26 protein-coding genes are annotated in these 25,925 nt (G+C 64.7%); 13 read left to right on the forward strand and 13 right to left on the reverse strand.

From position 1 onward, the window contains the following. Nucleotides 1-45: 45 nt before the first annotated feature. The gene (locus G4D79_RS25775; protein WP_374223446.1) at nt 46-1,308 is read left to right on the forward strand and encodes a geranylgeranyl reductase family protein; all 1,263 of its coding nucleotides are present in this window, start codon (nt 46-48) and stop codon (nt 1,306-1,308) included. Nucleotides 1,309-1,363: 55 nt separating this feature from the next. On the opposite strand, the gene G4D79_RS25780 is transcribed toward G4D79_RS25775, so the two are convergent. From G4D79_RS25780 to menD, 4 genes are all read right to left on the reverse strand, one after another. Next, the gene (locus G4D79_RS25780; RefSeq protein ID WP_003941879.1) at nt 1,364-2,062 is read right to left on the reverse strand and encodes a demethylmenaquinone methyltransferase; all 699 of its coding nucleotides are present in this window, start codon (nt 2,060-2,062) and stop codon (nt 1,364-1,366) included. 37 nt (nt 2,063-2,099) lie between these two features. After that, nucleotides 2,100-3,245, reverse strand: coding sequence for a glycosyltransferase family 1 protein (locus tag G4D79_RS25785; RefSeq protein WP_214514533.1), 1,146 nt, complete (start codon nt 3,243-3,245; stop codon nt 2,100-2,102). A 68-nt stretch (nt 3,246-3,313) separates the two neighbouring features. Then, on the reverse strand, nt 3,314-3,757 hold the full coding sequence (locus G4D79_RS25790; protein ID WP_007728471.1) for a DUF3592 domain-containing protein: 444 nt from the start codon (nt 3,755-3,757) through the stop codon (nt 3,314-3,316). Next, nucleotides 3,754-5,367 (reverse strand): 2-succinyl-5-enolpyruvyl-6-hydroxy-3-cyclohexene-1-carboxylic-acid synthase, encoded by a 1,614-nt coding sequence (gene menD / locus G4D79_RS25795; protein WP_214514534.1) that lies wholly within the window; start codon nt 5,365-5,367, stop codon nt 3,754-3,756. Before menD ends, G4D79_RS25790 begins: the two co-directional genes overlap by 4 nt. Nucleotides 5,368-5,435: 68 nt before the next feature. Here menD and G4D79_RS25800 point away from each other — a divergent pair, with 68 nt between their 5' ends. Continuing rightward, nucleotides 5,436-6,038, forward strand: coding sequence for a flavin reductase family protein (locus G4D79_RS25800; RefSeq protein ID WP_039972961.1), 603 nt, complete (start codon nt 5,436-5,438; stop codon nt 6,036-6,038). A gap of 58 nt (nt 6,039-6,096) precedes the next feature. After that, nucleotides 6,097-6,924: a siderophore-interacting protein gene (locus tag G4D79_RS25805; protein ID WP_214514535.1), complete on the forward strand. Its 828-nt coding sequence runs from the start codon at nt 6,097-6,099 to the stop codon at nt 6,922-6,924. 66 nt (nt 6,925-6,990) lie between these two features. On the opposite strand, the gene G4D79_RS25810 is transcribed toward G4D79_RS25805, so the two are convergent. Genes G4D79_RS25810 through G4D79_RS25820 form a run of 3 tightly spaced genes read right to left on the reverse strand, consistent with a single transcriptional unit; the run spans nt 6,991 to nt 9,127 of the window. Beyond that, a complete protein-coding gene (locus tag G4D79_RS25810) occupies nt 6,991-7,437 on the reverse strand; it encodes a hypothetical protein (protein WP_003941973.1) in 447 nt (148 codons plus the stop codon). 48 nt (nt 7,438-7,485) lie between these two features. Next, nucleotides 7,486-8,481, reverse strand: a complete 996-nt coding sequence (locus tag G4D79_RS25815; RefSeq protein WP_214514536.1) for an o-succinylbenzoate synthase — start codon at nt 8,479-8,481, stop codon at nt 7,486-7,488. Between the two features lies 1 nt (nt 8,482). Continuing rightward, nucleotides 8,483-9,127 carry a PaaI family thioesterase gene (locus G4D79_RS25820; RefSeq protein WP_037129937.1) on the reverse strand — a complete coding sequence of 215 codons (645 nt, stop codon included), beginning with the start codon at nt 9,125-9,127 and terminating at the stop codon, nt 8,483-8,485. An 83-nt stretch (nt 9,128-9,210) separates the two neighbouring features. Here G4D79_RS25820 and G4D79_RS25825 point away from each other — a divergent pair, with 83 nt between their 5' ends. Both G4D79_RS25825 and G4D79_RS25830 read left to right on the forward strand, forming a co-directional pair. Beyond that, on the forward strand, nt 9,211-10,104 hold the full coding sequence (locus G4D79_RS25825) for a 1,4-dihydroxy-2-naphthoyl-CoA synthase (protein ID WP_024487301.1): 894 nt from the start codon (nt 9,211-9,213) through the stop codon (nt 10,102-10,104). Nucleotides 10,105-10,132: 28 nt separating this feature from the next. Further along, nucleotides 10,133-10,522, forward strand: a complete 390-nt coding sequence (locus G4D79_RS25830) for a VOC family protein (RefSeq protein ID WP_214514537.1) — start codon at nt 10,133-10,135, stop codon at nt 10,520-10,522. Nucleotides 10,523-10,619: 97 nt separating this feature from the next. Here the strand turns inward: G4D79_RS25830 and G4D79_RS25835 are convergent, their stop codons facing one another. The 5 genes from G4D79_RS25835 to G4D79_RS25855 are packed head-to-tail and all read right to left on the reverse strand — an operon-like array spanning nt 10,620 to nt 16,216. After that, on the reverse strand, nt 10,620-10,979 hold the full coding sequence (locus tag G4D79_RS25835; RefSeq protein WP_003942018.1) for a hypothetical protein: 360 nt from the start codon (nt 10,977-10,979) through the stop codon (nt 10,620-10,622). A 2-nt stretch (nt 10,980-10,981) separates the two neighbouring features. Next, a complete protein-coding gene (locus G4D79_RS25840) occupies nt 10,982-11,740 on the reverse strand; it encodes an ABC transporter ATP-binding protein (RefSeq protein ID WP_003941866.1) in 759 nt (252 codons plus the stop codon). Continuing rightward, nucleotides 11,737-12,480, reverse strand: a complete 744-nt coding sequence (locus G4D79_RS25845; protein ID WP_003942056.1) for an ABC transporter ATP-binding protein — start codon at nt 12,478-12,480, stop codon at nt 11,737-11,739. The genes G4D79_RS25840 and G4D79_RS25845 overlap by 4 nt, the downstream gene beginning before the upstream one ends. After that, nucleotides 12,473-14,731 carry an ABC transporter permease gene (locus G4D79_RS25850; RefSeq protein ID WP_063314759.1) on the reverse strand — a complete coding sequence of 753 codons (2,259 nt, stop codon included), beginning with the start codon at nt 14,729-14,731 and terminating at the stop codon, nt 12,473-12,475. The genes G4D79_RS25845 and G4D79_RS25850 overlap by 8 nt, the downstream gene beginning before the upstream one ends. Before the next feature lie 60 nt (nt 14,732-14,791). After that, nucleotides 14,792-16,216, reverse strand: coding sequence for an ABC transporter substrate-binding protein (locus G4D79_RS25855; RefSeq protein ID WP_070162612.1), 1,425 nt, complete (start codon nt 16,214-16,216; stop codon nt 14,792-14,794). A gap of 284 nt (nt 16,217-16,500) precedes the next feature. Here G4D79_RS25855 and G4D79_RS25860 point away from each other — a divergent pair, with 284 nt between their 5' ends. The 7 genes from G4D79_RS25860 to G4D79_RS25890 all read left to right on the forward strand — a co-directional run bounded on the left by G4D79_RS25860 (nt 16,501) and on the right by G4D79_RS25890 (nt 21,732). After that, nucleotides 16,501-17,700, forward strand: a complete 1,200-nt coding sequence (locus G4D79_RS25860; protein ID WP_007728486.1) for an inorganic phosphate transporter — start codon at nt 16,501-16,503, stop codon at nt 17,698-17,700. Between the two features lie 15 nt (nt 17,701-17,715). Continuing rightward, nucleotides 17,716-17,979 (forward strand): hypothetical protein, encoded by a 264-nt coding sequence (locus G4D79_RS25865; protein ID WP_003942079.1) that lies wholly within the window; start codon nt 17,716-17,718, stop codon nt 17,977-17,979. 54 nt (nt 17,980-18,033) lie between these two features. Next, nucleotides 18,034-18,369, forward strand: coding sequence for a DUF3349 domain-containing protein (locus G4D79_RS25870; protein WP_003941853.1), 336 nt, complete (start codon nt 18,034-18,036; stop codon nt 18,367-18,369). 4 nt (nt 18,370-18,373) lie between these two features. Beyond that, a complete protein-coding gene (locus tag G4D79_RS25875) occupies nt 18,374-18,676 on the forward strand; it encodes a DUF3349 domain-containing protein (protein ID WP_003941976.1) in 303 nt (100 codons plus the stop codon). Next, the gene (gene menE, locus G4D79_RS25880; RefSeq protein ID WP_214514538.1) at nt 18,673-19,812 is read left to right on the forward strand and encodes an o-succinylbenzoate--CoA ligase; all 1,140 of its coding nucleotides are present in this window, start codon (nt 18,673-18,675) and stop codon (nt 19,810-19,812) included. Before G4D79_RS25875 ends, menE begins: the two co-directional genes overlap by 4 nt. A gap of 88 nt (nt 19,813-19,900) precedes the next feature. Then, a complete protein-coding gene (locus tag G4D79_RS25885; protein ID WP_003941960.1) occupies nt 19,901-20,908 on the forward strand; it encodes a daunorubicin resistance protein DrrA family ABC transporter ATP-binding protein in 1,008 nt (335 codons plus the stop codon). Beyond that, nucleotides 20,905-21,732, forward strand: a complete 828-nt coding sequence (locus G4D79_RS25890; RefSeq protein ID WP_003941848.1) for an ABC transporter permease — start codon at nt 20,905-20,907, stop codon at nt 21,730-21,732. Before G4D79_RS25885 ends, G4D79_RS25890 begins: the two co-directional genes overlap by 4 nt. A 21-nt stretch (nt 21,733-21,753) precedes the next feature. On the opposite strand, the gene G4D79_RS25895 is transcribed toward G4D79_RS25890, so the two are convergent. Then, nucleotides 21,754-25,002, reverse strand: a complete 3,249-nt coding sequence (locus tag G4D79_RS25895) for a BTAD domain-containing putative transcriptional regulator (protein ID WP_214514539.1) — start codon at nt 25,000-25,002, stop codon at nt 21,754-21,756. A 49-nt stretch (nt 25,003-25,051) separates the two neighbouring features. Between G4D79_RS25895 and G4D79_RS25900 the strand changes: the two genes are divergently transcribed. Then, entirely contained in the window at nt 25,052-25,921 is an 870-nt protein-coding gene (locus G4D79_RS25900) for a 1,4-dihydroxy-2-naphthoate polyprenyltransferase (RefSeq protein WP_019744341.1), read from the forward strand. Nucleotides 25,922-25,925: the final 4 nt, after the last annotated feature.

The following is a 25,925-nucleotide window of genomic DNA, read 5'->3' on the forward strand; positions in this document are numbered from 1 at the left end:
ACGGCCTCGCCACGGTGGCGATCGCGAGCCTGGGAAGATGTGAGTGTGTCCGTAGAAGAGCAGTCCCCCGTCGTCGATTCGCTTCCGAACGAAACCGACATTGTGGTCATCGGCGCAGGTCCCGCGGGTTCTTCGGCCGCTGCATGGGCCGCCCGCAGCGGCCGAGACGTCGTCCTCGTGGACGCTGCCGTCTTCCCGCGAGACAAGACTTGTGGTGATGGACTCACTCCGCGCGCCGTGGCCGAACTAGATCTCCTCGGCCTCGGCGAGTGGGTTCGGTCACATACGACGAACAAGGGCCTGCGGTTGTCCGGCTTCGGACAAGAACTCGAACTCGAGTGGCCGGGGACGTCGTTCCCGCCGATCGGCAGCGCCATCCCCCGCACCGAACTCGACGACGCCATTCGCCGGTGCGCCGTCGAATCGGGCGCGGTCATGGTCGAGGGCACCAAGGCCGTCGACGTCGAACTCGACGGTGATCGAGTAGCCGCCGTCGTACTCGCCGGCCCCTCGGGACGAAGCACCCTTCGTTGTCAGACGCTGATCATCGCCGACGGCGTTCGCTCGACGCTCGGCAAGAAGCTGGGACGGCAGTGGCACCGGGACACCGCGTACGGCGTCGCGGCACGCGCGTATGTCGCGACGCCGCGCAGCGCCGACCCGTGGATCACCTCGCATCTGGAACTGCGGGACACCGAGGGCACGTTGCAGGCGGGGTACGGCTGGATCTTCCCGCTCGGCACCGGCGAGGTGAACATCGGCGTCGGGACACTGGCGACGTCCAAGCGCCCGGCACCAGGTGCCCTGCGACCTTTGCTGGACCTCTACACCGATCAGCGCCGAAGCGAGTGGCAGTGGAGCAGCGAAATACATTCCGTCGCTTCGGCTTTGCTACCCATGGGTGGAGCAGTTTCCAACATCGCCGGACGCAACTGGGCCGTGATCGGCGACGCCGCAGCGTGCGTGAACCCGCTCAACGGTGAGGGCATCGACTACGGCCTCGAAGGCGGACGTCTGGTGGTCGAACAGCTCGGCGCCGACGACCTCACGGAGCTGTGGCCGACCGTGCTTCGGGAGCATTACGGCCAGGCGTTCTCGGTCGCGCGCCGGCTCGCAGGCCTGCTGACGGTTCCGCAGTTCCTGCCCGCGTCGGGCCCGATTGCGATGCGCTCACGGGCACTGATGACGGTCGCCGTTCGGGTGATGGGGAACCTGGTCACCGACGCCGACGCCGACCTGACGGCAAAGGCCTGGCGCGCGTCGGGGGCCGCGTCGAGAAAGATCGACTCCCGACCGCTGTTCGGTTGAGCAAGTGCTGTGCGCCTTTATTAACCGCCGGGGGTTGATAAAGGCGCACAGCAGTTCAGGCAGTGGCGTAATGCAGCGCCACGATGCCGCCGGTGAGGTTGCGCCACTTGACGTTCTTCCACCCGGCAGCCTCGATCTTGCGGGCCAACTCTTCCTGGGTCGGCCAGGCACGGATCGATTCGGCGAGGTACACGTAGGCGTCGGGGTTGCTGCTGACGGTGCGTGCGACCTGAGGGAGCGCCTTCATCAGGTACTCCATGTAGACCGTGCGGAAGGGCCCGAAAACGGGCGTCGAGAACTCGCTGACGACGAGACGTCCGCCCGGCTTGGTTACGCGGGCGATCTCACGCAGTCCGGCTTCGAAGTCGGAGACGTTGCGCAGACCGAAGGAAATCGTCGCGGCGTCGAACACGTTGTCGGCATAGGGCAGGTACATCGCGTCACCTGCGACCATCGGAACCTTGCGCGAGATTCCGGCCTTGAGCATTCCCTTGGAGAAGTCGGTGGCGACGCACCAGGCACCGGAGCGCCCCAGTTCGACGGTCGAGACTCCGGTTCCGGCGGCGAGGTCGAGCACCTTCTCGCCCGGCTTGAGGTCGAGGGCTTCGCGGGTGGCCTTGCGCCAACCCTTGTCCTGGCCGAAGGACAGCACGGTGTTGGTGAGGTCGTATCGCTCCGCGACGTCGTCGAACATCGACGCGACTTCGTGCGGTTGCTTCTCGAGAGTTGCTCGGGTTCCGTGTGTAGTGGCCACACCCGAAACGCTACCAACCCTCGGGCAGCGAGGGCGTTCAGGCTGCGCTGGCACCCGTTCGCCGCCCGAGGCCCTGCACGTCCTCGTAGTGACGGAGCAACTCTTCGCAGATTGCCGGCCAGGTCCGGTGCAGCACCGAGCGCCTCGCCGCGGAGCCGAACTGCACCCGCAGATCACGCTGACGAAGTGCGTCGACTGCGCTTGGCAGGAGTTCGGTGAACCTGTCCGTCGGCAGGAGGTAGCCGTTGCGGCAATGCGAGATCAGGTCACGTGGTCCGCCGGCGTCCGGTCCGACGACAGGCACACCGCTCGCGAGGGCTTCCTGGACCGCCTGGCAAAAGGTCTCGTGCTCGCCGGGGTGAACGAACACGTCCAGGCTCGCGTAGGCGTCGGCCAGCGCGGTACCGCCCAGTTGTCCGGTGAAGATCGCGTCCGGCATCAGTCGTCGTAGGTTCTCGCGATCCGGGCCGTCTCCGACGATCACGATCTGCACGCTGGGATCGGCCGCCAGCACCGCCAGTCGCTCGACGTGCTTTTCGGGCGCGAGGCGACCGACGAAGCCGACCACCAACCGGTCGCTGTCACCGATCCAGGACCGCCGCAACACCGAGCTACGACGCGAAGGCGCGAATCGTTGTGCGTCGACGCCGCGGGCCCATCGGTGCACGCGCGGAATGCCGTGCTCTTCGAGGGCGTCGACTGCCGACGTGGAGGGCGCGAGTGTCCTGTTGCAGCTCTTGTGGATTCGACGGGTCCACGCCCATGCGGCGCGGCTGGTGACGCCGAGACCGTAGCTTTCGGCAAATCCGGCGACGTCGGTCTGGTAGACCGCGACGGTCGGGATCCCGAGCCGCTTCGCGACGGCCACTCCCCCGGCGCCGAGCAGGAACGGTGACGCCAGATGGACGACGTCGGGCGCGAAGGTCCGCACGGCCGTGGTCAATCGTGGTTGCGGCAGGCCGACGGGAAGTGAACTGACTTTGGGCACCATGACGGCTGGCACCCGAACCACCTGAACGCCTTCGTGTTCGGTGGCGGCAGAGGTGTCGGATCCGACAGTGTCCGGCGCAATGACCATGGCGTCGTGGCCAGTGCGATCGAGGTGTTCGAGCACGCGTAGTACCGAGTTGGTGACGCCGTTCATGTTGGGCAGGAATGACTCCGCAACGATGGCTACTCTCACACCGAGAACGGTGACAGGGCCAGGAAAAGTCCACGTCATGTTCGTGTGAAGTTCGGGCGAAGCGCGAACTAACTCGAGGCGACCGGCGCCGAACTTGCCGCCTGCGCTTCCCGCTTGCGCAGGTACCAGATCGACGGTCCAGCCAGGAGCCACGTCACGACGATCACCGATCCTGCCGGGATCAGCGCCACCGTCGCGTTGCGTCCCGCTACCCGGACCAAATCAGGGTCGGCTTTGGAGTACTCCACCTCGATGCGTTGTCCCACAGTCAGATTGGTGGGGTAGAGCACGCCGAGTTCAGGGTTGTGGTTGGCGCCGTCCGGTGTCACGAAGCTGATCGCCGAACGTAGCGAGCCTGCCGAGAGCACCTCGGCAGTTGCGGTCCCCATGTTCGATTCGATGGTCCGATCGTTGCGCCAGGCACCGAGAACCAGGATCACCGCGAGCACGGAAATGCCGACCGCAACCACCAGTACGCCGATGCGGAGACGACGCAGAACCGTTTGCGTCACAGCTGTGCCCGCACGGAAGCGTGGAGTTCGCGCAGCCCACTACGATCCGTCGCGACCTCGAGCACACGAATGCCGTTGGCCGGTTGCGCCAGCGTCGTTGCCAGGGCGTCGACGGTGACCGCTGCGTGCGGCACGCGGTAGGCCGCGCACAGCGCAGCGAGGTCCATGCCGTGTGGTGTTCCGAACACTCGCTCGAAGACGCCGGCGTACTGCGGGTCGCCTTGTTCGAGGAGCTCGAAGATACCGCCGCCGTCGTCGTTGGCGACGACGATGGTGAGGTCGCTCGGCCTCGGCTCACCGGTCCCGATCAGCAGCCCGGACGCGTCGTGCAGGAATGTCAGGTCGCCCATGAGAGCGACGGTCCGGCCGCCCTCGTACGCCAACGCAGCACCGACCGCCGCCGAGACGGTGCCGTCGATACCTGCGACGCCGCGATTCGACAGCACCCGTACGGCGGGCTTGGGATAGCTCACGAGGGCCGCGTCGCGAACAGGGTTGGATGCGCCGAGCAGAAGCTGGTCGCCGTCCGCGAGAGCATCCATCACAGCAGCTGCCACGTGCAGGCCGGTGGCCTTGGGGTGGGCGTCGAGTTGCTTGCGGACGGCAGTTTCGGCGTGTTCGGTCAGCGCGGCACATCGAGCGATCCAGGCGGGATCGGGAGTCCCGGTGACCACTGCTCTGGTTCCGGTGGCGAGTACGTTGCCGGATACGTCCGGCCAGCGCGGCCCGGTAGTCAGCGCGTAGACGTCGACGCCCGGGTCGGCCAGCACCTTCGAGACCTGACGATGCAACGTCGGGCGGCCGGTGATGATCGCCTGCTTGGGCTTGAGTTGCGAGAGCGCGAGTGGATGCAGTGCGATCCCGTGCATCGGAGCCGTCGGCTCGGCCACCGTCGGCAGGCCGGCCAGCTCAGGCCGAAGTGCGCTGCCGTGTCCGGAAATGACCACCGTATCTGCGGTCAGATCCAGATCGACGGGAACGTCGAGCGTCGCATTCTGGGTGGTGGTCCAGGCCGCACCGCCGGGACGGCCCTCCGGGACCGGTCCCTGCGCGTGCACGTCCGGCACCAGCGGCTCACGAAGTGGAATGTCGAAATGCACCGGACCCGCGTTTCCGGATCGGGTTCCGCGGGCAGCGGCGAGGACCCGGCAGACCGCCGAGCGCCACTGGCTGTTCTGCGTCGAATCGTCCTCCGCCAGGCCCAGGCTGATGGTTGCGCGGACTTGACTGCCGAAGAGCCCGAGCTGCTCGACGGTCTGGTTGGCGCCGGTGCCGAGCATCTCGTACGGCCGGTTGGCGCTCAGGACCACCAGCGGCACTCGCGCGTAGTTGGCCTCGAGGACAGCGGGTCCGAGATTCGCGACGGCGGTCCCGGAAGTCATCACGATGGGGACCGGTCGTTTCCCGGCGATTGCCAGTCCGAGTGCCAGAAAGCCTGCTGTCCGCTCGTCGATCCGCATGTGCAGACGCAACCGGCCGTCGAGATCGGCGGCCTGGAGGGCAAATGCGAGGGGCGCGTTGCGCGAGCCTGGACACAGCACGACTTCACGCACGCCACCACGAACCAGTTCGTCGACGACGGCTGTGGCTTGTGCAGTGGACGGATTCACGCCTTCAAGAGTGTCAGATGTTCGGGCGCAAGCATGCCCAGGGGCGGGGACAGCGGCATTATGTGTGGGTGCGCACACTCTTCGATCCAGCCGAGCTCGAACCCCGCCGGTTCTATCAGTTACTCACCGCTTCGGTGGTCCCCCGGCCGATTGCCTGGGTGTCCACCCTGTCGGCGGACGGCGTCGGCAATCTGGCTCCGTACAGCTTTTTCACCGTGGCAAGTTCGGCGCCGCCGATCGTGCAGTTCACGTCGGTCGGACGCAAGGACAGTCTGCGCAACATCGAAGCGACCGGCGAATTCGTGATCAACCTGGCGACTGCCAGGCTTGCCGACGTGGTGAACCAGAGTTCCGCCTTCTACGACGCCGAGGCCGACGAGTTTCTCGAGTTGAACATCCGTAGCGAGCCGAGCGAGCGGGTTCGCCCCGTACGGGTCGCCGACTCCCCGATCGCCATCGAATGCACGCTCCACCAGGTCATCGAGGTCGGCAATTCATTTGTCGTGATGGGAAATGTGGTGGCGGTCGCAGTACGTCCCGAGGCTGTCGCCGACGACGGCCTGCCGGACTTCGCGGCAATCGCACCGATGAGCCGACTTGGCCGAGCGCAGTGGGGTCTTCCTCCCGAAGTCGTCGAAAAGGACAGACCCACCACTCCACAGCGACCGTAAATCAGGTTAGGGTTACCTGATTAGGTACGAGTAACAGATAATCAGGGAGCAACCAGTCATGGCCAAGCGCGCCAAGTTCGTGAAACCGGCCTCACGCAGCATCGTGTCGGCGCAGGTCGTGGCGAACAAACGAATCAGCCCCAGCTTCATCCGGGTGACCATTGCCGGCGAAGAGCTGTCCACCATCGCTCCGATGGGTGCCGATCAGTGGTTCCGCATGTTCATCCCGCAGGTCGGCCAGAGTGAACTCCGGTTGCCGAGCGCGGCCAGCAATCTCTGGTATGCGCAGTACCTGTTGATGTCCAAGGACACGCGACCCGTCGTGCGCAACTACACGATTCGCGCCTACCGTGCTGCCGGATCCGGTCTCTTCGGCGAGACCACGGAGATCGACATCGACTTCGCTTATCACGGCGACATCGGCCCGGCATCCGCGTGGGCGGACACCGCGTCGGCCGGCGACGAGGTCGCCCTCTTGGACGAAGGCTGCATCTACAACCCCACACCCGAGGCCAAGTGGCAACTGCTCGTCGGCGACGAGAGTGCACTTCCCGCGATCATCGGCATTCTGGAATCCGCACCCGCAGACCTGCGTGCCGAGGTCTTCGTCGAGATTCCGAACATCGAAGACAAGCAAGACATTCCGGAGTTGGCGAACGTCAACGCGCATTGGCTCGTTCGCGAGGACGAACACGCGACGCCGGGTGTTCTGACCCTCGAGACCGTCCGCGCCGCCGAACTGCCCGAGGGGCCGTCGTACACCTTTGTCGCCGGCGAACAGGCACTCACCACCGGGCTGCGTCGGCACCTCGTGAACGACCGGAAGTTCGCCAAAACCGACATCACCTTCACCGGCTTCTGGCGTCACGGACATTCGGCTCACTGACAAACGCACCGAAAACGACGAGTGGCCCGAGAGAAACTCCCGGGCCACTAGTCGTTTTACGTTCGCTTATGCAGCGTGCTTCTGGATCACATCGCCCAGACGCGGCAGAGCTGCAGTCACATGCTTCTTCGCCGAACCGCGCAGCTTCGAGTACATCGACTTGACGACGGCCTTGTCGCTGCCCTCGATACGCTCGTCCGTCACCTCGAGGAGGGAATCGGCAACCGCGTCACCGCGGGCGCTGATGAAATCGGCGAAGCTGCCTTCGCCGGAAGCCGAGAATTCCTGCCAGTACGGCTCGAGCTTTGCCACGAAAGCCGGCAGAAGCGCGGTGACGGCGTCCGGCACGATGGACGGGCTCACCTTCTTGACCGCGCCGTAGCCACCCTTGAGAGCCAGCCCTGAGGCCCCCGACTTATCCGAAACCTCTGCGTCGATCAAGGTCTGCACGTCCGCGACGACCGCGGGAACCCGTGATTCCTCGAGCAGGGTTTCGTTCAGAGCTGCAACCACTTTCGATCCCTTCATTCTTCACTGATGTTCATCAGGTCGCGCCCGAGACTATACGAAATTCGGCTGGTCCCTACTGCCGAGTATCCGATGGCAGCGCCGAGCCCTCTCCAACCACCAGTCGCGCCGGTCCGCGGGCGCGGCCAGCGTCTCGAGCAGAACCGGATCAGGCTCGACGGCACCCACCGACAAAGCACCGTCGACAGCTGCCCCGGTGACCGCGACATCCCGGACGAACAGGCCGCCGGTACCGAGTCCGCAGGCAAACGGAAGGGCGGGCAAGGCTGCCGCGGCCGCCAGTCCCGCGGACATCCCCACAGCCGTGTCCAGAGCGCTCGAGACCACCACCGGCACCCCGTAGTCCGCCAGCTGCGCCGACAGCACCACCACAGCACGCATTCCGCCCAGCGGCGGCACCTTCACGACGGCCACGTCCGCTCCCCCCGCTCGTACGACGCGCAGCGGGTCCTCGGCACGGCGAATGCTCTCGTCGGCAGCGATCCTCACACCGGTCCCCGCGGCGCGGACCCTGACCAGTTCCTCGACGCTTCCACACGGCTGCTCGGCGTATTCGAGTTCACCGTCATCGGTGATCGCTCGCAAGGCCGTGATCGCCTCGTCCACGCTCCACCCGCCGTTGGCGTCGACGCGCACGTTCGGGATGTGCCGACGCACCTCGTTCACCCGGGCGACGTCCTGCGCCAGCGACTGTCCCTTCTCGGCGACCTTGACCTTCGCTGTCCGGGCCCCGGGGAAGCGCTCCAGCAATTCCGGAACGGCAGACGCGTCGATCGCCGGCACGGTCGCGTTGACGGGAACTGCGTCACGAAGCGCAGGCGGCGGACCCAGCCACGCCGCTTCGATACCCGCGAGCAGCCACTGCGACGCCTCGTCGTCGTCGTACTCGACGAACGGGGCGAATTCTCCCCACCCGGCCGGGCCGCGAACGAGCAGGGCCTCACGAGTCGTGATGCCGCGAAAGCGAACTCGCATCGGCAGCGCGAGCACCACTGCGTCCGCGATCAGATCGTCGAACGAGGGGAACATGTCAGGGCTGTCCCGGAAGCAGTTCGATCATGAGCGCCTCACCGTCGGCGAGGAGCTTGCCGTCGAGATCGGTCAGGCGCGCGCTGACAAAAGTCTTGCGACCCTCGACCCGATCCACCTGCCCCTCGATCACCAGTTGTTGATTGAGCGGAGTGATCGCGCGGTAATTGATGTGGAGGTAGCCGGTGCGGGAGATCGGACGGCCACCCGCGTGGACCGTCATCCCGAAGACGTCGTCGAACAGCAAGGGCAGGACACCGCCGTGAGCGGCGCCGTTGCCGCCCAGGTGGTAGCGGCGGAAGACGCCGGTACTGCGGACTCCTTCGGTGTCGAACTTCTCGACCATCCACGGGAGCATGAGGAGGCTGCCGCGTCCGGGCAGTTGGATGTTCGAGCCTGCGGGCGACTTGCCTTCCGGGACCTCGTACGGAGTCAACCGATCGGCAAGCTCCTCGGCTTGCGTAGCGATGTCTGCGAGTACGTCGTCGGGAACATTGGTCGAGACGGCAAGGTCCTGCAACCTGCGCATCGCTTCGACGAAGCGGCCGAAGTCCGGACCTGCGGGAGTGTGCCGGAACCGTGGAAATCCGCCCCGCTTCTCACCGTCTGTGACGATCTCCGTGCCGTCTGCGGTTTGTTCGCTCATGACCTGCACGTTAGCGCGCCCGGGAACGTGTTCTACCTCAGGTATCCGTTAGACGCGCGAGCCGTGCCTCTATCGTGGCTCAGGTGACCTTCAACCCGCAGCTCTGGCGCCCTGTCCCCGGATTCGAGAACCTCACCGACATCACCTACCACCGGCATGTCAGCCAAGGCACCGTTCGCGTCGCCTTCGACCGACCGGAAGTGCGTAATGCGTTCCGCCCGCACACCGTCGACGAGTTGTACCGCGCGCTCGATCACGCCCGGATGACCTCCGACGTGGGAGCGGTGCTCCTGACCGGCAACGGACCGAGCGAGAAGGACGGCGGTTGGGCGTTCTGCTCCGGCGGAGACCAGCGCATCCGTGGTCGCAGCGGCTACCAGTACGCCGAAGGAGAAACGGCGGACACCGTCGACAAAGCACGCGCCGGGCGCCTGCACATCCTCGAGGTCCAGCGCTTGATCCGCTTCATGCCGAAGGTCGTGATCTGCCTGGTCAACGGCTGGGCTGCGGGCGGCGGCCACAGCCTGCACGTGGTGTGCGACCTGACGCTCGCCAGCCGCGAGCACGCACGGTTCAAGCAGACCGACGCCGACGTCGGAAGCTTCGACGGCGGCTACGGCAGCGCCTATCTGGCAAAGATGGTGGGCCAGAAGTTCGCTCGCGAGATCTTCTTCCTGGGTGAGACGTACACCGCCGAGGAAATGCATCAGATGGGCGCGGTCAACAAGGTTGTCGACCACGCTGAACTCGAAAACGTCGCGATCGACTGGGCCGGCAAGATCAACGGCAAGTCGCCGCAGGCACAGCGGATGCTCAAGTACGCGTTCAACCTGCAGGACGACGGGTTGGTCGGCCAGCAGCTGTTCGCCGGTGAGGCAACACGTTTGGCGTACATGACCGACGAGGCCGTCGAGGGTCGTGACTCGTTCCTCGAAAAGCGTGATCCCGACTGGTCACCATATCCCTGGTATTTCTGACACAGTAGGTGCGAGAGGGAGGTCGGACGTGGAGATTCTGAGCAGTCGGACGATATTGCGCCCGAGCGAGTACGAACGAACGCTGAGCTTCTACCGAGACACCCTCGGTCTGGCGATCGCTCGTGAATATCCCGGCGGCACAGTCTTCTTCGCCGGCCAAGGGCTGATCGAAGTCGCTGCGCACGGCGGCACCGGTGAGGGCGGCTTTCGCGGCGCGATCTGGCTGCAGGTCCGGGACCTCACTGCCGTTCAGACCGAACTGGTTCTCGCCGGGGTCAAGATCGCGCGCGAGGCAAGACAGGAACCGTGGGGTCTACACGAGATGTGGATCGCCGACCCGGAGGGGACACCGATCGTGATGGTGCAGATCCCGGAGGACCATCCCATCCGACGCGATTCCCGGCCACCGTCCGCGTAGTCGAGACACCGCTGTAGCCGAGACACCGCTGTAGCCGAGCAATGACAGATGCCCGCCACGACTTTCGTGGCGGGCATCGTTCGGTTCTTCACAAAGATCAGTTGCGCGTGCTCAACGCCTGCGAGATCTGATCTGTCTGGGCCTGGCCCTCGAGCAGTTGGCGAACCAGCCACAGCCGCAGCACCTTTGCCACCGATGCGGCCAGGAAGAGAGCGGCACCGACCACTGTCAGGGCGAGGAAAACCACGGTGAGGATCTGGTACGACACCAGATCCCGCAGGTCCGAGAGCGTCAGCGAAGAGATGTAGACGACGAAGGCGCCGACCACTCCGACGACCATGAGCACCAGGCCCGCGATGCGCGTCGCCGCGTCGCCGCCTGCCTGCTTCTTGTCCAGCTTCAACTCTGCGATGTTCTTCTTGAATTCCTCACGGCGATCTTCGGCGAGAGTAGTCATCGTCATCCTCCTAGATAACTGGTAGAAAGTTCGTTTTCGATGTCGTGTGGATCGCCGGTCTTGACGACGCGTCCCTGCAACATCAGTGCGGCCGAGGTCGCGATGGGCAGCACCGCTCGCGCGAACTGCTCGGCGACGAGAATGGAAATGCCTTCGGCTGCAAGCGAGCCGACGACGTCGTACATCTGCGAGACGATTCGAGGTGCGAGCCCCATCGACAGCTCGTCGAGCAGGAGCACCGTCGGGTGAGTGCCGAGTGCCCGTGACAGCGCCAGCATCTGCTGCTCACCACCGGACATCGATCCGGCCAACTGTCCGCGCCGCTCCCCCAGGATCGGGAACCTGCCGTACGCAACCTCTTCGAGTTCGGCCAGCCCGACGCCCGTTCCGGTGGCGATCCACAGGTTTTCCCGCACAGTGAGGTTGGCGAAGATCCCGCGTCCTTCGGGGATGGAGCAGACCCCCAGCCGAGCCAACTCCGAAGGCTCGACTCCGTTCACGACCTGGCCCGCGAGCCGGAACTCGCCGCGGGTGACCGGAAGGACGCCCGAGCAGATCTTGAGCGTCGACGTCTTGCCGCCGCCGTTGGGTCCGAGCAGCGCCACCACGGCGCCCGGTTCCAGAATCAGGTCCACCCCGTGCAGAACTTCGATGGATCCGTAACCGGCGCGGACACCGGACAGTTCGAGCAACGGTTCGGCGCGGTCGGGGCTGCGTATACCCTCGTCGATTTTCGCCTCGCCAATTTTCGCTGAAGTCATACCGCCTCCTCCTCGGTCCCGATGTAGGCCGCGATCACTTCCGGATCCGTCCGGATCTTCTCCGGATCACCCGAGGCGAGGACTGCGCCGTAATCGAGCACGTGGATGGTCGAGCACACTTTCATCACCAGCGGAATGTCGTGCTCCACCAGACAGATTCCGAGTCCACCCGCAGCAAGTTCGGTGAGCATCTCGGCAAAGACCTCGGTTTCCTGCTCGGTCTGACCCGAGGCCGGTTCGTCGAGCAGAAGCACTCGCGGGTCGGTCATGAGGGCTCGTGCAACTTCGACGACGCGAGCCCGTCCGGTGGGGATGTCCGCGACGTCCTTGTCCGCGACATCCGTGAGCCCGGTCAGCTCCAGCAGGCGATCGGTCTCGCCGTCCACGTCGATCTTGTTGCGGCCGTTCGCCTTGTGGATGTCTCCCGCGACGCGCAGGTTGTCTCGCACCGACAGCGAGACGAACAGTTCGAGCCGCTGGAAGGTACGTGCCAGCCCGCGCCCCGCCCGCTTGTGCGGCGGCAGCTTCGTCACGTCGACGCCACCGAGGAACACCTGACCGGAGGTGGGTTTCTGCAGCCCGGTGATGGTGTTGAAGAGCGTCGTCTTGCCGGCACCGTTCGGTCCGATGAGTCCTGTCACCGTTCCGGGTTGCACGGTGAGCGAAACGTCCTTGACCGCGACGTGTCCACCGAAACGAACGCTCACACCGCGCGTTTCGAGAAGTGGTGTATCAGACATGGACGGTCAACTCCTTCGGCGAGCCACCCTGGTACTGAGGAATCCCCAGTTCGCGGTCGATCTCGTCACGGATCTCGGGGCTGTAAGGGACATCGATCCCGATGTCCTCGGGAACGACTGTCGCTTTGGCGGCCAGTTCCTCCGGAGTGAGAACCGCGCTGGGCATGACCATCTCACCGATCACCGGCAGCATGAACACCACCGCGATCGTGATGGACGCGAACCACCAGTTGCCGAGTACACCGGTCAGAGCGAGGACGTAGGTCAGCAGAACGACTGCGGCGCCGCCGATCAGAACAGGCTTGGCACCGGCGAGCCGTCGGTAGCCCTCGATCACGCTGTGGACCGTTCCGCTGGGGTTCGCGCCGACGCCGATGCCGATCAGTGCCGGGCTGACTGCCGCGATGTTGCCGAAGAGCAGCCACATTCCCTCCAACTCCGGTTGCGCCGAAGCCAGATTGGTGAACGAGACCATGATGACCGCAAACCCGATTCCAGCCATCAGTCCACCGAACAGGGCGCCGGTGACGTATCCGATACCCGCGACGACGGTCAGCATGAGCAGCGAGAGGCTGACCATGATGGCAAAGCTCTCGCCCGAGACGGACCCCATGGCGCTCGACATCAGAATGCCGCCGAGACCGGCGATCCCCGACGAGATCATGAAGACGCTGAGCTTGAGCCGAACCAGGCTCTGTCCGAGCATGGCCGAACCGGCCGGGCTGTCCTTCATCGCCGCGAGTCGGCGCCCGTAGCCGCTGTTACGCAACGCGATGACGCCGACGCCGAGTATCGAGAACAGCGCGGTCACGGTCATCAGGAACACCGTCTCGTTGCTCAGATCGAGCGGGCCGATCTTCAGCGGCGGGAGGGCGATGTTGCCGTCTTTGAACAGCGAGTACTTCATGCCGAACATCTCGTGTTCGGTGGTGTCGCGAAGGACCATGTTGGAGAGGAACACTCCGAAGGCCATGGTTGCCAGCGCGAGATACAGCCCTCTCAGCCGCAGCGCCGGCAGGGCGACGAGGCCACCGATCACGGCGGTGACGAGGACTCCGACGACGATGCCCCACAGGTTGAGGTGCGCAGCCAACCCGGAACCGGAGATCCCGAAATGGAAGGCCACGATGGTCGCGATGGCGCCGAAAGACACCGGCGCCAAGTTCAATTCACCCGCGTAACCGGTGAGGAGTGTGAGCGAGAGCGCGATGATCGCGAACGTCATTCCGATGGTCAGTGTGGTGACGGCGGAGGTCACCATCAGCAGACGGATCAGGTAGACGATGACGATCAGTGCCACGCCCCAGACGACGGCCTTGCGCACGCTCGGCACGTGGTAACGCTCGCGAGTACGAGTGACCGCGCCACGCAAGCGGTCCTGTGGGAGCACGATCAGCACCACGAACAGCGCGATCATCGGTAGGGAGACACGGAAATTCGATGTCCAACTCCAACTCGTCGGGAAGTATGCCAATACGTACGTACCGGCAAGCCCGAGGACCACGGCGCCGACGAACGTGCGCGGAATGCTGCGCAACCGGCCGAACATGGCCGCGGCAAACGCGTCGATCACCAAGAGTGTCAACATGTTCGCCTCGAGTGTGCCGCCACTGATCGGGGTGATCAGGATGCCGGCCAGGACTGCGAGCGTCGAACCCATCGCCCAGGACAGGGCCGCAAGACGCTCCGGATTGTGGCCGTTGAGGCGCAACAGTTCCGGATCGTCGACGACGCCGCGCATCGCGACACCGGCGCGGGTGCGCGTGAACAGGATGCGCAGGCCGACGGCGATGGCGATCGCAACGAGGATGCAGATCAACTCGTGGTAGCGGATGCTCGCGCCGAACACCGTGATCTTGGACTGGTCGCCGAAGAACATCTGCATCGTCCGAGCGGTCTCGGGGTGCCAGAACCAGTGCGAGATCGAGAGCATTCCGAGCAGGATCGAGACCGTCACAACGATTTTGGTGACCTCGGCGGTATCGCGCAGACCCTTCATGATCAGGACGTAGAGGCCGAGGCCCATCAGTGGCCCGACCAGGACGAGTGAAATCAGCAAAGCGACGACGGTGGGAAGTTCCCAGCCGTAGCGCAACTGCCAGTAGATGAACGCACCGAGCATTGCCTGTGCACCGTGCGCGAAGTTGAAGATGCCTGACGTGTTGTACGTGAGTACCAGCCCGGAGGCGGCGATCGCGTACACCGACCCCAGGACCAGGCCCAGGATCGTGAAAGTGACAAAAGTGTTCATGGCTGAACCCTCGTTAGGGACTCGGGCGGCGGTTGGCGCTCGCCGCCCGAGTCGGAAGAATCAGGACTGCGGCTTGATGACGTTGGCGTTCTGGTACTTCGTCGACACGCGGTCAGCCCCGAGTTCGGTTCCCCAGGTGCTCTTGTCGGTCGCGACGAGGTACTTGGGGTCGCACTTGAATTCGCCCGCGGTGGACGGGAATGCCTGCGCGTAGGTACTGCCCTTCAGCGAGGTCATGAGTCCGCAGGTGGCCGGCATGTTCTTGCCGGGATCGGTGACGGCATGCAATCCGCCGCCGTCCCACTCGTGAATGTTCGAGAGTTCGTTCACCATGCACTGACGCGTCAGATCGCTACCGCACTCGTCCGCGGCGGCCGCCCACAGCAGGAACGACGACGCCGCCTGCATACCGAGAAGCGCAGTCTTGCCACCTTGCTCGGAGACAAGATCGACGTACTTCTTCACTGCGGGGACCTTGTCCGCGTTCTCGAGCATCTGGAAGGTCATGCCCGCGTTGAGGTTGTCGAGCAGTCCGGTGTCCTTGTTCCAATCGGAGACGGTCGCGCCGTACCAGGTGGCTTCACCGAAGAAGACGGGATCGATCCCGACCTGATCGAGCGCCTTCACGAAGTTCAGCTCCGACGGGCTCGCCGATCGTGACGTCCAGATACCCTTCGCGCCGCACTCCTTGTACTTCTCGGCGAACGGCACATAGCTCGATTCCCCCTCGTAGTTGAGGGTGACGCCGCAATCCTTGAGCTTGAAACCCGCAGCCTCGGCGATCGAGCGAATCTTCGTGGTGGAGCTGATGATCGTGGGCATCGTGCTGTTGACGACGTCGAAGTCGTTCACCAGATCGGGGTGCATCTCGGCCATCTGGAACCACTGCGAACCGTTCGCGTAGTCGACCGGGAACGGGACACCCTGGAATGTCATCGGTCCGTTGGCTGCGTCGGGTGACACGGTGAAGCCTGGCACGGACACCAGGTTGCACGCGACACGCGTCTGCTCGGCGGTCTGATCCATCGCGAAGCCGTAGCCGACCATCATGAACTGGCTCGCGCACGCTTCCTGCATGACCGAGTTGGCCTGCGTCATCGCGGCGTCGTAGTCGGTACCGACAACCTTGCGGCCGTTGATGCCGCCCTGATCGTTGCACCAAGAGATGAGCGCGTTCACCGCATCGCTCATTTCCTTGTTCAGCCCAGGAGACTTCACATAACCGCGGTCGTCACCGAACCCGATCTTGATCTCGGTGTCGCTGACGCCTTGATCGGTTGCGCCGGTGGCGTCGCCTTCACCACAGGGCGAATCGAGGGTGCCGAACTTCGCGTCGGATGTGCTCGACGCAAGGTCTGCGCTGACGCCGGGTCCGCCGACAGCGACGGCGTAGGGATCGTCACCACGATTCGATGCGCAGGCTGACGCCAGAACGGCGGTCGCGGCGAGTGCCACGATCAGCTTCGTGGACTTGTTGGGCTTCACGGTCGGAGCTCTCCTTCTCACTGACAGACACCGAGAAACAGGGGTGAAACCCCTGTTCCGGTGCGCTCGGTGCCCGTAGGTAATCAGCGTTTAAAACGGTCCGAATGTGCCTTCCCGGTGAGTGAGACCAAAAAGTGAGGTCCCACACAGGGTTCCGATTTCGTGGCGCTGAACACATCGCGAACGGCAGCGCCGCAGCCCACGCGCGGGGACGTACTCCGCGGAGCCCCTGTTCGCATCCCGTTCGCTGTACTTTTACGCGTTCGATACGCACAATTCACGTTGTGACCGCAGAGCTCGTAATCCTCCTGGTGGTAGTTGTCACCGCCCTCGCGTTCGATTTCACGAATGGTTTTCACGACACCGGTAACGCAATGGCCACCTCCATCGCGACCGGAGCACTCAAGCCCAAAGTTGCGGTCACACTTTCCGCGATCCTGAACCTGGTCGGTGCGTTCCTGTCCGTCGAGGTCGCTGCGACCGTGGCCAAAGGCGTCGTCAACCTCGGCGCGGTCAGTGGGCAGGATCTGCTGCTGATCGTCTTCGCCGGTCTCGTCGGCGGAATCATCTGGAATCTGGCGACCTGGCTGCTCGGATTGCCGTCGAGCTCCTCACACGCACTGTTCGGCGGATTGATCGGCGCCGCAATCGCCTCCATCGGTATGGGCGGCGTCGAGTGGGGTGGAGTTCTGACCAAGGTCGTCGTCCCCGCGATCCTCGCGCCGGTCGTCGCGGCCCTGGTCGCAGGCGTCGGTACCAAGCTCGTGTACCGAATCACCGCATCCGTCAAGGAAGACGAGCGTGAGCGCGGTTTCCGTTTCGGCCAGATCGGCACCGCCTCGCTGATCTCACTTGCGCACGGCACCAATGACGCCCAGAAGACTATGGGCGTCATCTTTTTGGCCCTGGTCGCTCACGGCACCATCACCGCCGAGACCGAGATGCCGTTCTGGGTGAAGTTCACCTGTGCCGTCGCGATCGCTCTCGGCACCTACCTGGGCGGTTGGCGCATCATCCGCACCCTGGGCAAGGGCCTTGTCGAGATCGCCGCGCCGCAGGGTCTGGCAGCCGAAGCGTCGTCCGCCGCCATCATTCTCACGTCGAGCCACCTCGGACTCCCCCTCTCGACCACCCACGTCGCCACCGGATCGATCCTCGGTACCGGCATCGGGCGCAAGGGCGCCGAGGTCCGCTGGGGCGTCGCAGGCCGGATGGCCGCCGCCTGGTTGATCACCTTGCCGTCGGCCGCAGTGGTCGGCGCCATCTGCTGGGCACTCGCGCATCTGATCGGCGGCCTGGCCGGCGTGCTCGTCGTCTTCGCTGCCCTCATCGCGTTCGCGATCTTCATGTACCTGCGTTCGCGTAAGGAACCCGTAGACGCCGCCAACGTGACCGCCGAATGGGACGAGAATCCGGATGCGACGGCTCGCGAGATTCCGACTGCTGATCCCACTCCGTCCACCGAACCCACTCGCAACTCCTGAAAGGGGCGCAAGAGAATGCATCTACTCACCGATACCCTCGATTCGCTCTGGCAGGTAGTGGCAGTCGGACTGCTCTTCGGAGCCGGACTGCCGGCGATCTTCGCCTTCGGCCTCAAGTCGCTGAGTCTGCCGAACGCCGACGGCACCGAAGGACCGTCCACCCTGGGTAAAATGGGTGCGTACCTCTGTTTTGCGGTCGTGCTCGTCACGATCTTCGCCGGAATTCTGTTGTTGATGAAGAACTTCTTGGCCAGCACGTTCGGAATCCACGTCTTCTGAGTGGTCGTCGCGGCGCACCACTGAAACCACCGAAACGAAAATGAGGCCGAGGATTTGAGCAAGTATTCATTGCGCAGCGTGCTCGACTGGCTGCGTGCCGGGTATCCCGAGGGCATCCCGGACAAGGATCATTTTGCGCTGCTCGCCGTTCTCCGTCGTCGTCTGACCGACGAGGAGATCGAGCAGGTCGTTTCGATGTCCATCGAGTCGGCACACGAAGTGCCGGACCGCCACGTCGACTACGACACCATCCGCGCCATCATCGAGGGAATCCTCAACGAGGAGCCGTCCGAGGACGACGTCGATCGTGTCACCGAAAGGCTGCGCGCAGGTGGGTGGCCGGTCATCGAAGACGTGGACACCGACAACGAAGTTCGAGACGTGAGCTGACGTCATGGCCCTTCCGCCCTTCCTCACGTCGATAGTCGGCTGGTTGCGGGCCGGCTATCCCAATGGCGTCCCCGAGCAGGACTACATCCCACTTTTCGCGCTCCTCACTCGCAGACTCTCCGAAACCGAGGTCGACGCCGTCGCCGACGCGTTGATCGAGGACGGCGATCTGCCCATCGAGAAGACCGACATCCAGGTCCTCATCACGAAGATCACCAACGAGATGCCACTCGAAACCGACGTCGACCGCGTACGAAGCCATCTGGCTGCCGGTGGTTGGCCGCTGGCCGGGCCGGACGTCCGGTGAACGTTCTTCGCACACTGGCCGTTCCACAGGGTGAGGCGGTCTTCGAGGTACTGCCTGCCATCGCGCAGATCCTGGACGGCGTGCACGACGCCGTGCTTCCCGTCCCGGCGGCCGACGCACGCGAGACGGCCCGACTGAGCGACGCTCTGCACCCCGATCAGCCCATCGACGACGGCATCTCGCTGGTGGTCGCCACGTCCGGGACCACCGGAACCCCGAAGGGCGCGATGCTCGCCGCGAGCGCACTGCGAGCCAGCGGCGACGCGACCCATGAACGCCTCGGCGGCACCGGATCCTGGTTGCTGGTTCTCCCCCCGCACCACATCGCCGGGATGCAAGTTCTGTTGCGCAGTGTCCTCGCCGGAACACAACCGGTGATCGTCGACGTCAGTGCGGGTTTCGACCCTGCCGCATTGCCGGGCGCTGTCGCCGCGATGAGCGGACCGCGCCGCTACACCTCGTTGGTGCCGACGCAGTTGGTCAAGGCACTCGGTGATCGCTCCGCGGTCGAGGCTCTGGCTTCGCTCGACGCGGTTCTGCTCGGCGGCGCTGCTACTCCCGCACCGGTACTCGCGCAGGCGACCGAAGCGGGCATCACCGTCGTCCGCACCTACGGGATGAGCGAAACGTCCGGCGGTTGCGTCTACGACGGAATCCCGTTGTCCGGAGCACAGATTCGTATCGACGACGGGCGAGTACTGCTGGGCGGTCCGATGCTCGCGTCCGGGTACCGCCGGCTTCCCGACCACCCTGCCTTCGCCGAACCCGGATGGTTCCGGACCGACGACGCCGGATCAGTGGTCGACGGGGTCCTTCGCATCAGCGGCCGGTTGGACGAGGCAATCTCCACCGGCGGGCTGACCGTCGTACCGCAGGTGGTCGAGGCCGCGCTGGCCGATCACCCCGCCGTTCGCGAGTGCGCGGTGATCGGCATCGAGGACCCGCGGCTGGGGCAGCGGGTGGTGGCCGTCGTCGTACCCGAGGGCGAAGCTCCGACGCTCGATGAACTACGCACACATGCGCAGCGGACACTCGACGTCACCGCGGCGCCGCGCGAGCTGTTCGTCGTGGACGCACTGCCACTCCGGGGGCCGGGCAAGCTCGACCGCGCCGCACTGGTAGCGCGGTTCAGCTAGCAGCCGCAGCACCGACCTCGCGCGCTGTGCAAGTAACCGCAAGTTCCACGCAAGGTCCATGCAAGATCGGTCTGCCAAGCTTCATCCCATGAACCACACAGCTTCGCCTCTTGCCATCGAGGCCGACGGACTCGTCAAGAAGTTCGGCGAGCACCGCGCGGTCGACGGCGTCAGCCTCACCGTCCCCACCGGCTCGGTGTTCGGCGTCCTCGGGCCGAACGGCGCCGGCAAGACCACCACCGTCCGCATGCTCGCCACTCTCCTTCGCCCCGACGGCGGTGAGGCGCGCATCTTCGGCCACGACGTCAGCCGTGAACCCACCGCGGTCCGATCCCTGATCGGCGTCACCGGTCAGTACGCCTCCGTCGACGAGGATCTGACGGCGACCGAGAACCTCGTGATCTTCTCCCGGTTGCTCGGCCTGAGCCGCCGCGATGCGCGCACCAAGTCCCTGGAACTCCTCGAGGAGTTCGATCTGGTCGAGGCCGCGACCAAACCGCTGAAGAACTTCTCCGGCGGCATGCGTCGACGCCTGGATCTGGCGGCAAGCCTGATCGCGCGCCCGCCGCTGCTGTTTCTCGACGAGCCCACCACCGGCCTCGATCCGCGCACCCGCGCCCAGATGTGGGTGACCATCCGGCGACTCGTCGCCGAGGGTTCGACGGTGTTGCTCACCACGCAGTACCTCGACGAAGCCGATCAACTGGCCGATCGCATCGCGGTGATCGACCGCGGCCGCGTGATCGCCAACGGCACCGCCGACGAACTCAAGGCTTCGGTCGGGATCTCCTCGCTCCAACTCAAGCTGGTCGATCGTGATCGCACCGAGGAGGCTCGCTCGCTCATCGCCGCTGCGCTGAGCGTCGAGGTGGGTGTCACTCCCGAGGTCGGGCGGATCACCGCCCCGCTGAGCGACCCGTCGATCACGGCGGACCTGTTGATCCGTCTGCGTGAGCAAGGTATCGCCGTCGACGAAATCAACGTACAGAAACCCAGCCTGGACGAAGTGTTCCTGACCATCACCGGGCACCAGCCCGAAGACGGTGGTCGCAACGACGCCCAGTCCGACAACGACTCCGATCGGAGCGTCGCATGACAACCACTCTCACCAAACCCCGGTCGCCGATAGCCCAGCCGGATGCCGCACCCCGCCGCATCAGCCTGCAGCAGAGCTTCGCGAACACGTTCACGATGGCGTACCGCGGAATTCTCAAGATCAAGCACAACCCCGAGCAACTGTTCGACGTCGTCATCCAGCCGATCATCTTCACGTTGATGTTCACCTACATCTTCGGCGGCGCGATCGCCGGTGACGTGACGGCATATCTGCCGACGATCATCCCCGGCATCCTCGTCCAGACCGTCATCACCGGTTCCATCGTCACGGGCACGCAGCTTCGTGAGGACATGGACAAGGGCGTGTTCGACCGCTTCAAGTCCCTTCCCATCGCTCGTATCGCCCCGCTGTCCGGTGCATTGCTCGCCGACGTCGTGCGCTACGGCATCGCCACGACCATCACGTTCATCGTCGGTTTCGCGATGGGTTACCGCCCCGCAGGCGGCGTGGTCGGCATTCTGTCTGCCGCGATCCTGGTCATGGTGTGCGCCTTCTCCATCAGCTGGATCTTCGCTCTCATGGGCGTGCTGATGAACAAAGCGTCCACGGTGCAGGGTGTTTCGATGCTCGTGCTGTTCCCGCTGACGTTCCTGTCGAATGCGTTCGTCGATCCTGCCACCATGCCGAGTTGGCTTCAGAAGTTCGTGAACGTCAATCCGGTCTCACACCTGGTGACCGCGGTTCGCGAGCTGGCCAACGACGGCCACTTCGGTATCCACGTCGTGTGGTCGCTGGTGGGCGCCGCGGTGATCGTTGCCGTCATGGCACCTTTGACCGTGCGGATGTACATGCGCAAGACATAAGTCCCGCACCATCGTCCAGACCTAGTCCAGCACCGGTCCGCGAAGCGCAGCCAACACTGCTTCGCGGACCGTTCTGCGTGAGTAACCCGATACCTTCTCGGTTTCCACAGACCACCTGTCGGCTCCGACCAGACCAACCGCGAAGTCGGAGAGGCGCGCGTGATGGAGCGAGACGAAGTCTTGTCTCCCCGGCATTTTCAACGACAACGCCATCAGTTCGACTCCGCGTTCGATGTTGCCCGTGACAAGATCGAACGACCCGATCGCCGATGCCAACGAACCGGCGAGTGGCAGGTCCGCGTAACCGTTGGGATCGAGCTTGAGAGCACTCGACTCCTTCATCTGCAGAACGCGGCCCGCCACCAGTTCGTGCCTGCCGTGAACTGCGTGAGCGCACACAGCCGCGGCACCGAGCAGAACGACGAAGGGATCACCGAAGATGTTCTCGATCGCAGAACCCAACAGCTCCAGCGCTTCTCGATACCGAGCCAAGCCCTCGTCGATACGGCCGTCCGCGAGATCCGCCTCGGCGATACTCGCTATGAGCGCCGCACGCCGTTGATCGGTTTCGATGGCCCCGGTCCCACCCGAATGCGCCAATGCCGGACGTGCACGATCGAGAAGCACCCGACCACCAGCGGTGTCACCGGCCGCGATCATTGCTCCGGCTTGAAAGCAGGTGAGCTGCATCGCCTCGTCACGCGCACCGAGGCGTTCCATCGACGCCGCCGCGATCGCGTAGAACTCGATGGCCTCGCCATAGCGGGCGGATTGGCTGTGAACCGACCCGACATGTTGGGCCGCCATCGCCAGACCCCACTCGTCACCGATGCTGGTGGCGTAGTCGAACAGAGTCTCCCCGTCCAGCAATGCACCGCGCAGATCTCCGATGTTCTCCCGCATGTTCGAACGCGCGGACAACGCCGCCATGCGGGTCTCGGGATCGGAACTGCGAACGCCTTCGGCCACCAACCGCGCAAGTTTGTGGTTGGCGATCCCACTCGTGGTCAGCTTGATCAGAAATGCGAACAACGGACCGAGATCATCGCGCTCACGCAACAGCTTTCGAAGTCGGATCCGCGCACGGGCATGGTTTCGATCGGCCTCTCCGAAGAAGAGATGCATCGCCACCAGGATGAACGTAGCGCCCACCAGTTCTGCATTCACGTCGCGCAGATCGTTGTCCGCGGTCGCCCCGACGATCTTCGACGCCCAGTTCGAGATTTCCGAGTTCGATCCTCGTACGGCCCACAGAATCGCGAGGACGGGAAAGACGTTGGCTACGGTCACCGCGTCGCCGCGTTCCACGGCCCAGCGAAGTACAGCCAGAAGGTTGTCGTGCTCGGCATCGAGGTCGGCAATCAGACGGAGCTGATCCGTCCGTGCACGCACGACGGCATCCTCGGCGATCGCAATGGCCCAGTCGTCGAGGCGCCGAATCACTTCCGGCCCCTCCCCGGACGCGGCGAGTTGCTCCTCGCCGTATTCACGGACAGTCTCGAGCATGTAGTACCGAAGATCTCCCTGCCCGTCGCTGACGGAAAGAAGTGACTGATTCACCAGCGCTTCGACGGCACTTGCCACATCGGTCAACTCGCCCCACCCGGCAACGGCCTGCGCCGAAGAAAGGGTGAAGCCGGCCGGGAATCGGCACAATCGACGCAACGCAATCTGATCCCCGCTGCCCAACAGATTCCAGCTCCAGTCGATCACCGCGTGCAGGGTGCGATGCCGATCCGGAGACGTCGGATCATCGGAGCGCAACAACGCGAACCTGTCTCGCAGTCTCGAACCGATTTCGTCGACGCTCATGGTGCGGACCCGCGCGGCAGCGAGCTCGATCGCCAGCGGGAGTCCGTCGAGCGTCGTACACAGCTTGACTACCGCGTCGACGTCCAGATGAACAGACGGCCGCACCGCACAGGCTCTCGCCGAGAAGAGTTCGACTGCCGAGCCGGTTCCGTCTTCGATCGCCAACGGCGGCAACGGGTACACCGCCTCGGCACTGATCATGAGCGGAGAACGACTGGTGGTCAGAACCGTCAGCTGACGACCGGCCGCGATCATCTCGGCCACGATCTCCGAACACGCGCCGATCACGTGCTCACAATTGTCGAGGATGAGCAACATCGGACCAGCGGACAGCGCCTCTTTGAGTCGCTCTCTCGCCGAATGCGTTCGGCCGACGGTCAATTTGCCTGGCGCCAGATCGGATTCGCTGATTCCGAGGGTGCCTCCGATGGCCGCGATGACATCTTCGCTGCTGCGCAACGACGCCAACTCCACGAGGACCACCGAGACGCCCGGCTGGTTCACGGATCCGCGCAGGCCCAATTCGTGTGCGAGACGGGTCTTTCCGGCGCCACCAGGTCCGAGAATGGTGACGACGCGCGAGCGGGCGAGCAAGGATTCGATCTGGTCGATGTCGTTGTCGCGACCGAGCAAGGTGTTGGGGGCAGCGCGCAGACCGATCGCACGGGCGGCCCGCGGTGTAGCCGCAGGTGCCCCGAGAAGTTCCGCGTTGAGAGTCACCAGTGCGGGTGACGGATCAGCGCCCAGGCGATTGGCGAGGTGGTTGCGGAACTCCGCGAACACTTCGAGTGCCTCGTTGACTCGGCCTGCTCCGGCGAGCGCACGCATCAACGCCTCGGCCGCTGTGTCGTCGAATGGGCTCGCCAGATGGCGTCCGCGCACCAGGGGAATGGCTGCCGCGTACTCCCCCAATGTGAGCAACGCGTCGATCTGCGCCGTCTCCAGTTCGTCGTACACCCGGCCTGCGTCGAGCGCCAGACGATCTGCAACGTCGCCGACGACGTCACTCCCGGGGGTACCGCGCCACAGGCGCAATGACGCGGTCGTGACTGCGAGCGCTTCGGACGCGTCGGCGCCGACGGTGCGCAGACCACGGGCGGCGTCCGCTGCCCTGGCCAGGTCGACACGCTCCCGAGCGAGAGTGAGCCGGTATCCGGCCGCCGTGACTTCGAGGGCCCCGTCCGGGAGTGCAGATCGCAGGCGCGAGACCTGAGTGTGGAGGGCGTTCATCGGTGAGCGCGGCGGCTCCAGCCCCCAGACGTCGTCGATCAGGCTCTGCGCGGTACGTGGCTCACCCGGATTGCGAGCCAGCGCAACCAGCAGAGTTCGAGCTCGCGGACCCGGCAACGGAACCAGACGATCGCCCACTTTGGTCGAAACGGGTCCGAGCAAGGCAATGTCTGCCAGGTCTTCGCCCGACTGCGCGTACCTGGCGCGCTCACTCACGTCTCGAGTCATGTGCTGATCCACCGCGTTCGATCGTATTGCACAGTGCAAAGATCGTTGTATGGCAACAGCTGCTCAATGGATCGAAGGCGCGAGGCCGCGCACACTCCCGAACGCGATTGCGCCCGTGCTGGTCGGCACCGGAGCCGCGGCGTCCCTGGACCTCGCAGTGTGGTGGAAGGCGCTCCTGGCACTGATCGTCTCCTTGGCCTTGATCGTCGGGGTGAATTTCGCGAACGACTACTCCGACGGAATCCGCGGAACGGACGACGACCGCGTCGGGCCACTGCGCTTGGTCGGATCGAAGTTGGTCAGTCCCGGAGCTGTGAAGGCCGCGGCGATCAGCTGCTTCACCGTTGCCGCGGTAGCCGGGTTCGTTCTGGCGGCGACCACAGCCTGGTGGCTGGTTGCGGTCGGCGTGTTCTGCATCATCGGTGCCTGGTTCTACACCGGCGGCAAGAAGCCTTACGGATACAGCGGGTTCGGCGAGATCGCCGTGTTCATCTTCTTCGGACTGATTGCAGTGCTGGGAACTCAGTTCGTACAGGCCGAGCGGGTGGATCTGGCCGGGCTGGCCGGCGCGATCGCCATCGGCTCGTTCTCGAGCGCGGTGCTCGTTGCCAACAATCTTCGAGACATCCCGACCGACACCGAGTCTGGAAAGATCACTCTCGCAGTCCGGCTCGGCGACGCCAAGACCCGCACACTGCACGTGATCCTGCTGGCCGTCCCGTTCGTCGCGACCCTGCTGCTGATCCTGCGCACTCCGTGGGCATTGCTCGGATTGCTGGCGTTGCCACTGGCAATCCGAGCCAACGCCCCACTGCGTTCGGGCGGGCAGGGTATGGCCCTGATCCCCGCGTTGCGCGACACCGGACTCGCCATGCTCGTCTGGGGTGCCGCGACCGCAGTTGCGCTCAGTCTCGCCTGAAAGT

The organism is Rhodococcus sp. WY5, from assembly GCF_018588185.1.
Taxonomy (GTDB): domain Bacteria; phylum Actinomycetota; class Actinomycetes; order Mycobacteriales; family Mycobacteriaceae; genus Rhodococcus_F; species Rhodococcus_F qingshengii.

Excerpts from the sequence above, each read along its gene's own strand:
- G4D79_RS25900 (WP_019744341.1), top strand. The coding sequence starts at position 25,052 with ATGGCAACAGCTGCTCAATGGATCGAAGGCGCGAGGCCGCGCACACTC.
- G4D79_RS25845 (WP_003942056.1), bottom strand. The coding sequence starts at position 12,480 with ATGTCTGATACACCACTTCTCGAAACGCGCGGTGTGAGCGTTCGTTTC.
- G4D79_RS25820 (WP_037129937.1), bottom strand. The coding sequence starts at position 9,127 with ATGAGCGAACAAACCGCAGACGGCACGGAGATCGTCACAGACGGTGAG.
- G4D79_RS25850 (WP_063314759.1), bottom strand. The coding sequence starts at position 14,731 with ATGAACACTTTTGTCACTTTCACGATCCTGGGCCTGGTCCTGGGGTCG.
- G4D79_RS25885 (WP_003941960.1), top strand. The coding sequence starts at position 19,901 with ATGAACCACACAGCTTCGCCTCTTGCCATCGAGGCCGACGGACTCGTC.
- G4D79_RS25875 (WP_003941976.1), top strand. The coding sequence starts at position 18,374 with ATGGCCCTTCCGCCCTTCCTCACGTCGATAGTCGGCTGGTTGCGGGCC.
- G4D79_RS25815 (WP_214514536.1), bottom strand. The coding sequence starts at position 8,481 with ATGTTCCCCTCGTTCGACGATCTGATCGCGGACGCAGTGGTGCTCGCG.
- G4D79_RS25895 (WP_214514539.1), bottom strand. The coding sequence starts at position 25,002 with ATGACTCGAGACGTGAGTGAGCGCGCCAGGTACGCGCAGTCGGGCGAA.
- G4D79_RS25835 (WP_003942018.1), bottom strand. The coding sequence starts at position 10,979 with ATGACTACTCTCGCCGAAGATCGCCGTGAGGAATTCAAGAAGAACATC.
- G4D79_RS25890 (WP_003941848.1), top strand. The coding sequence starts at position 20,905 with ATGACAACCACTCTCACCAAACCCCGGTCGCCGATAGCCCAGCCGGAT.
- G4D79_RS25840 (WP_003941866.1), bottom strand. The coding sequence starts at position 11,740 with ATGACTTCAGCGAAAATTGGCGAGGCGAAAATCGACGAGGGTATACGC.
- G4D79_RS25805 (WP_214514535.1), top strand. The coding sequence starts at position 6,097 with ATGGCCAAGCGCGCCAAGTTCGTGAAACCGGCCTCACGCAGCATCGTG.
- G4D79_RS25865 (WP_003942079.1), top strand. The coding sequence starts at position 17,716 with ATGCATCTACTCACCGATACCCTCGATTCGCTCTGGCAGGTAGTGGCA.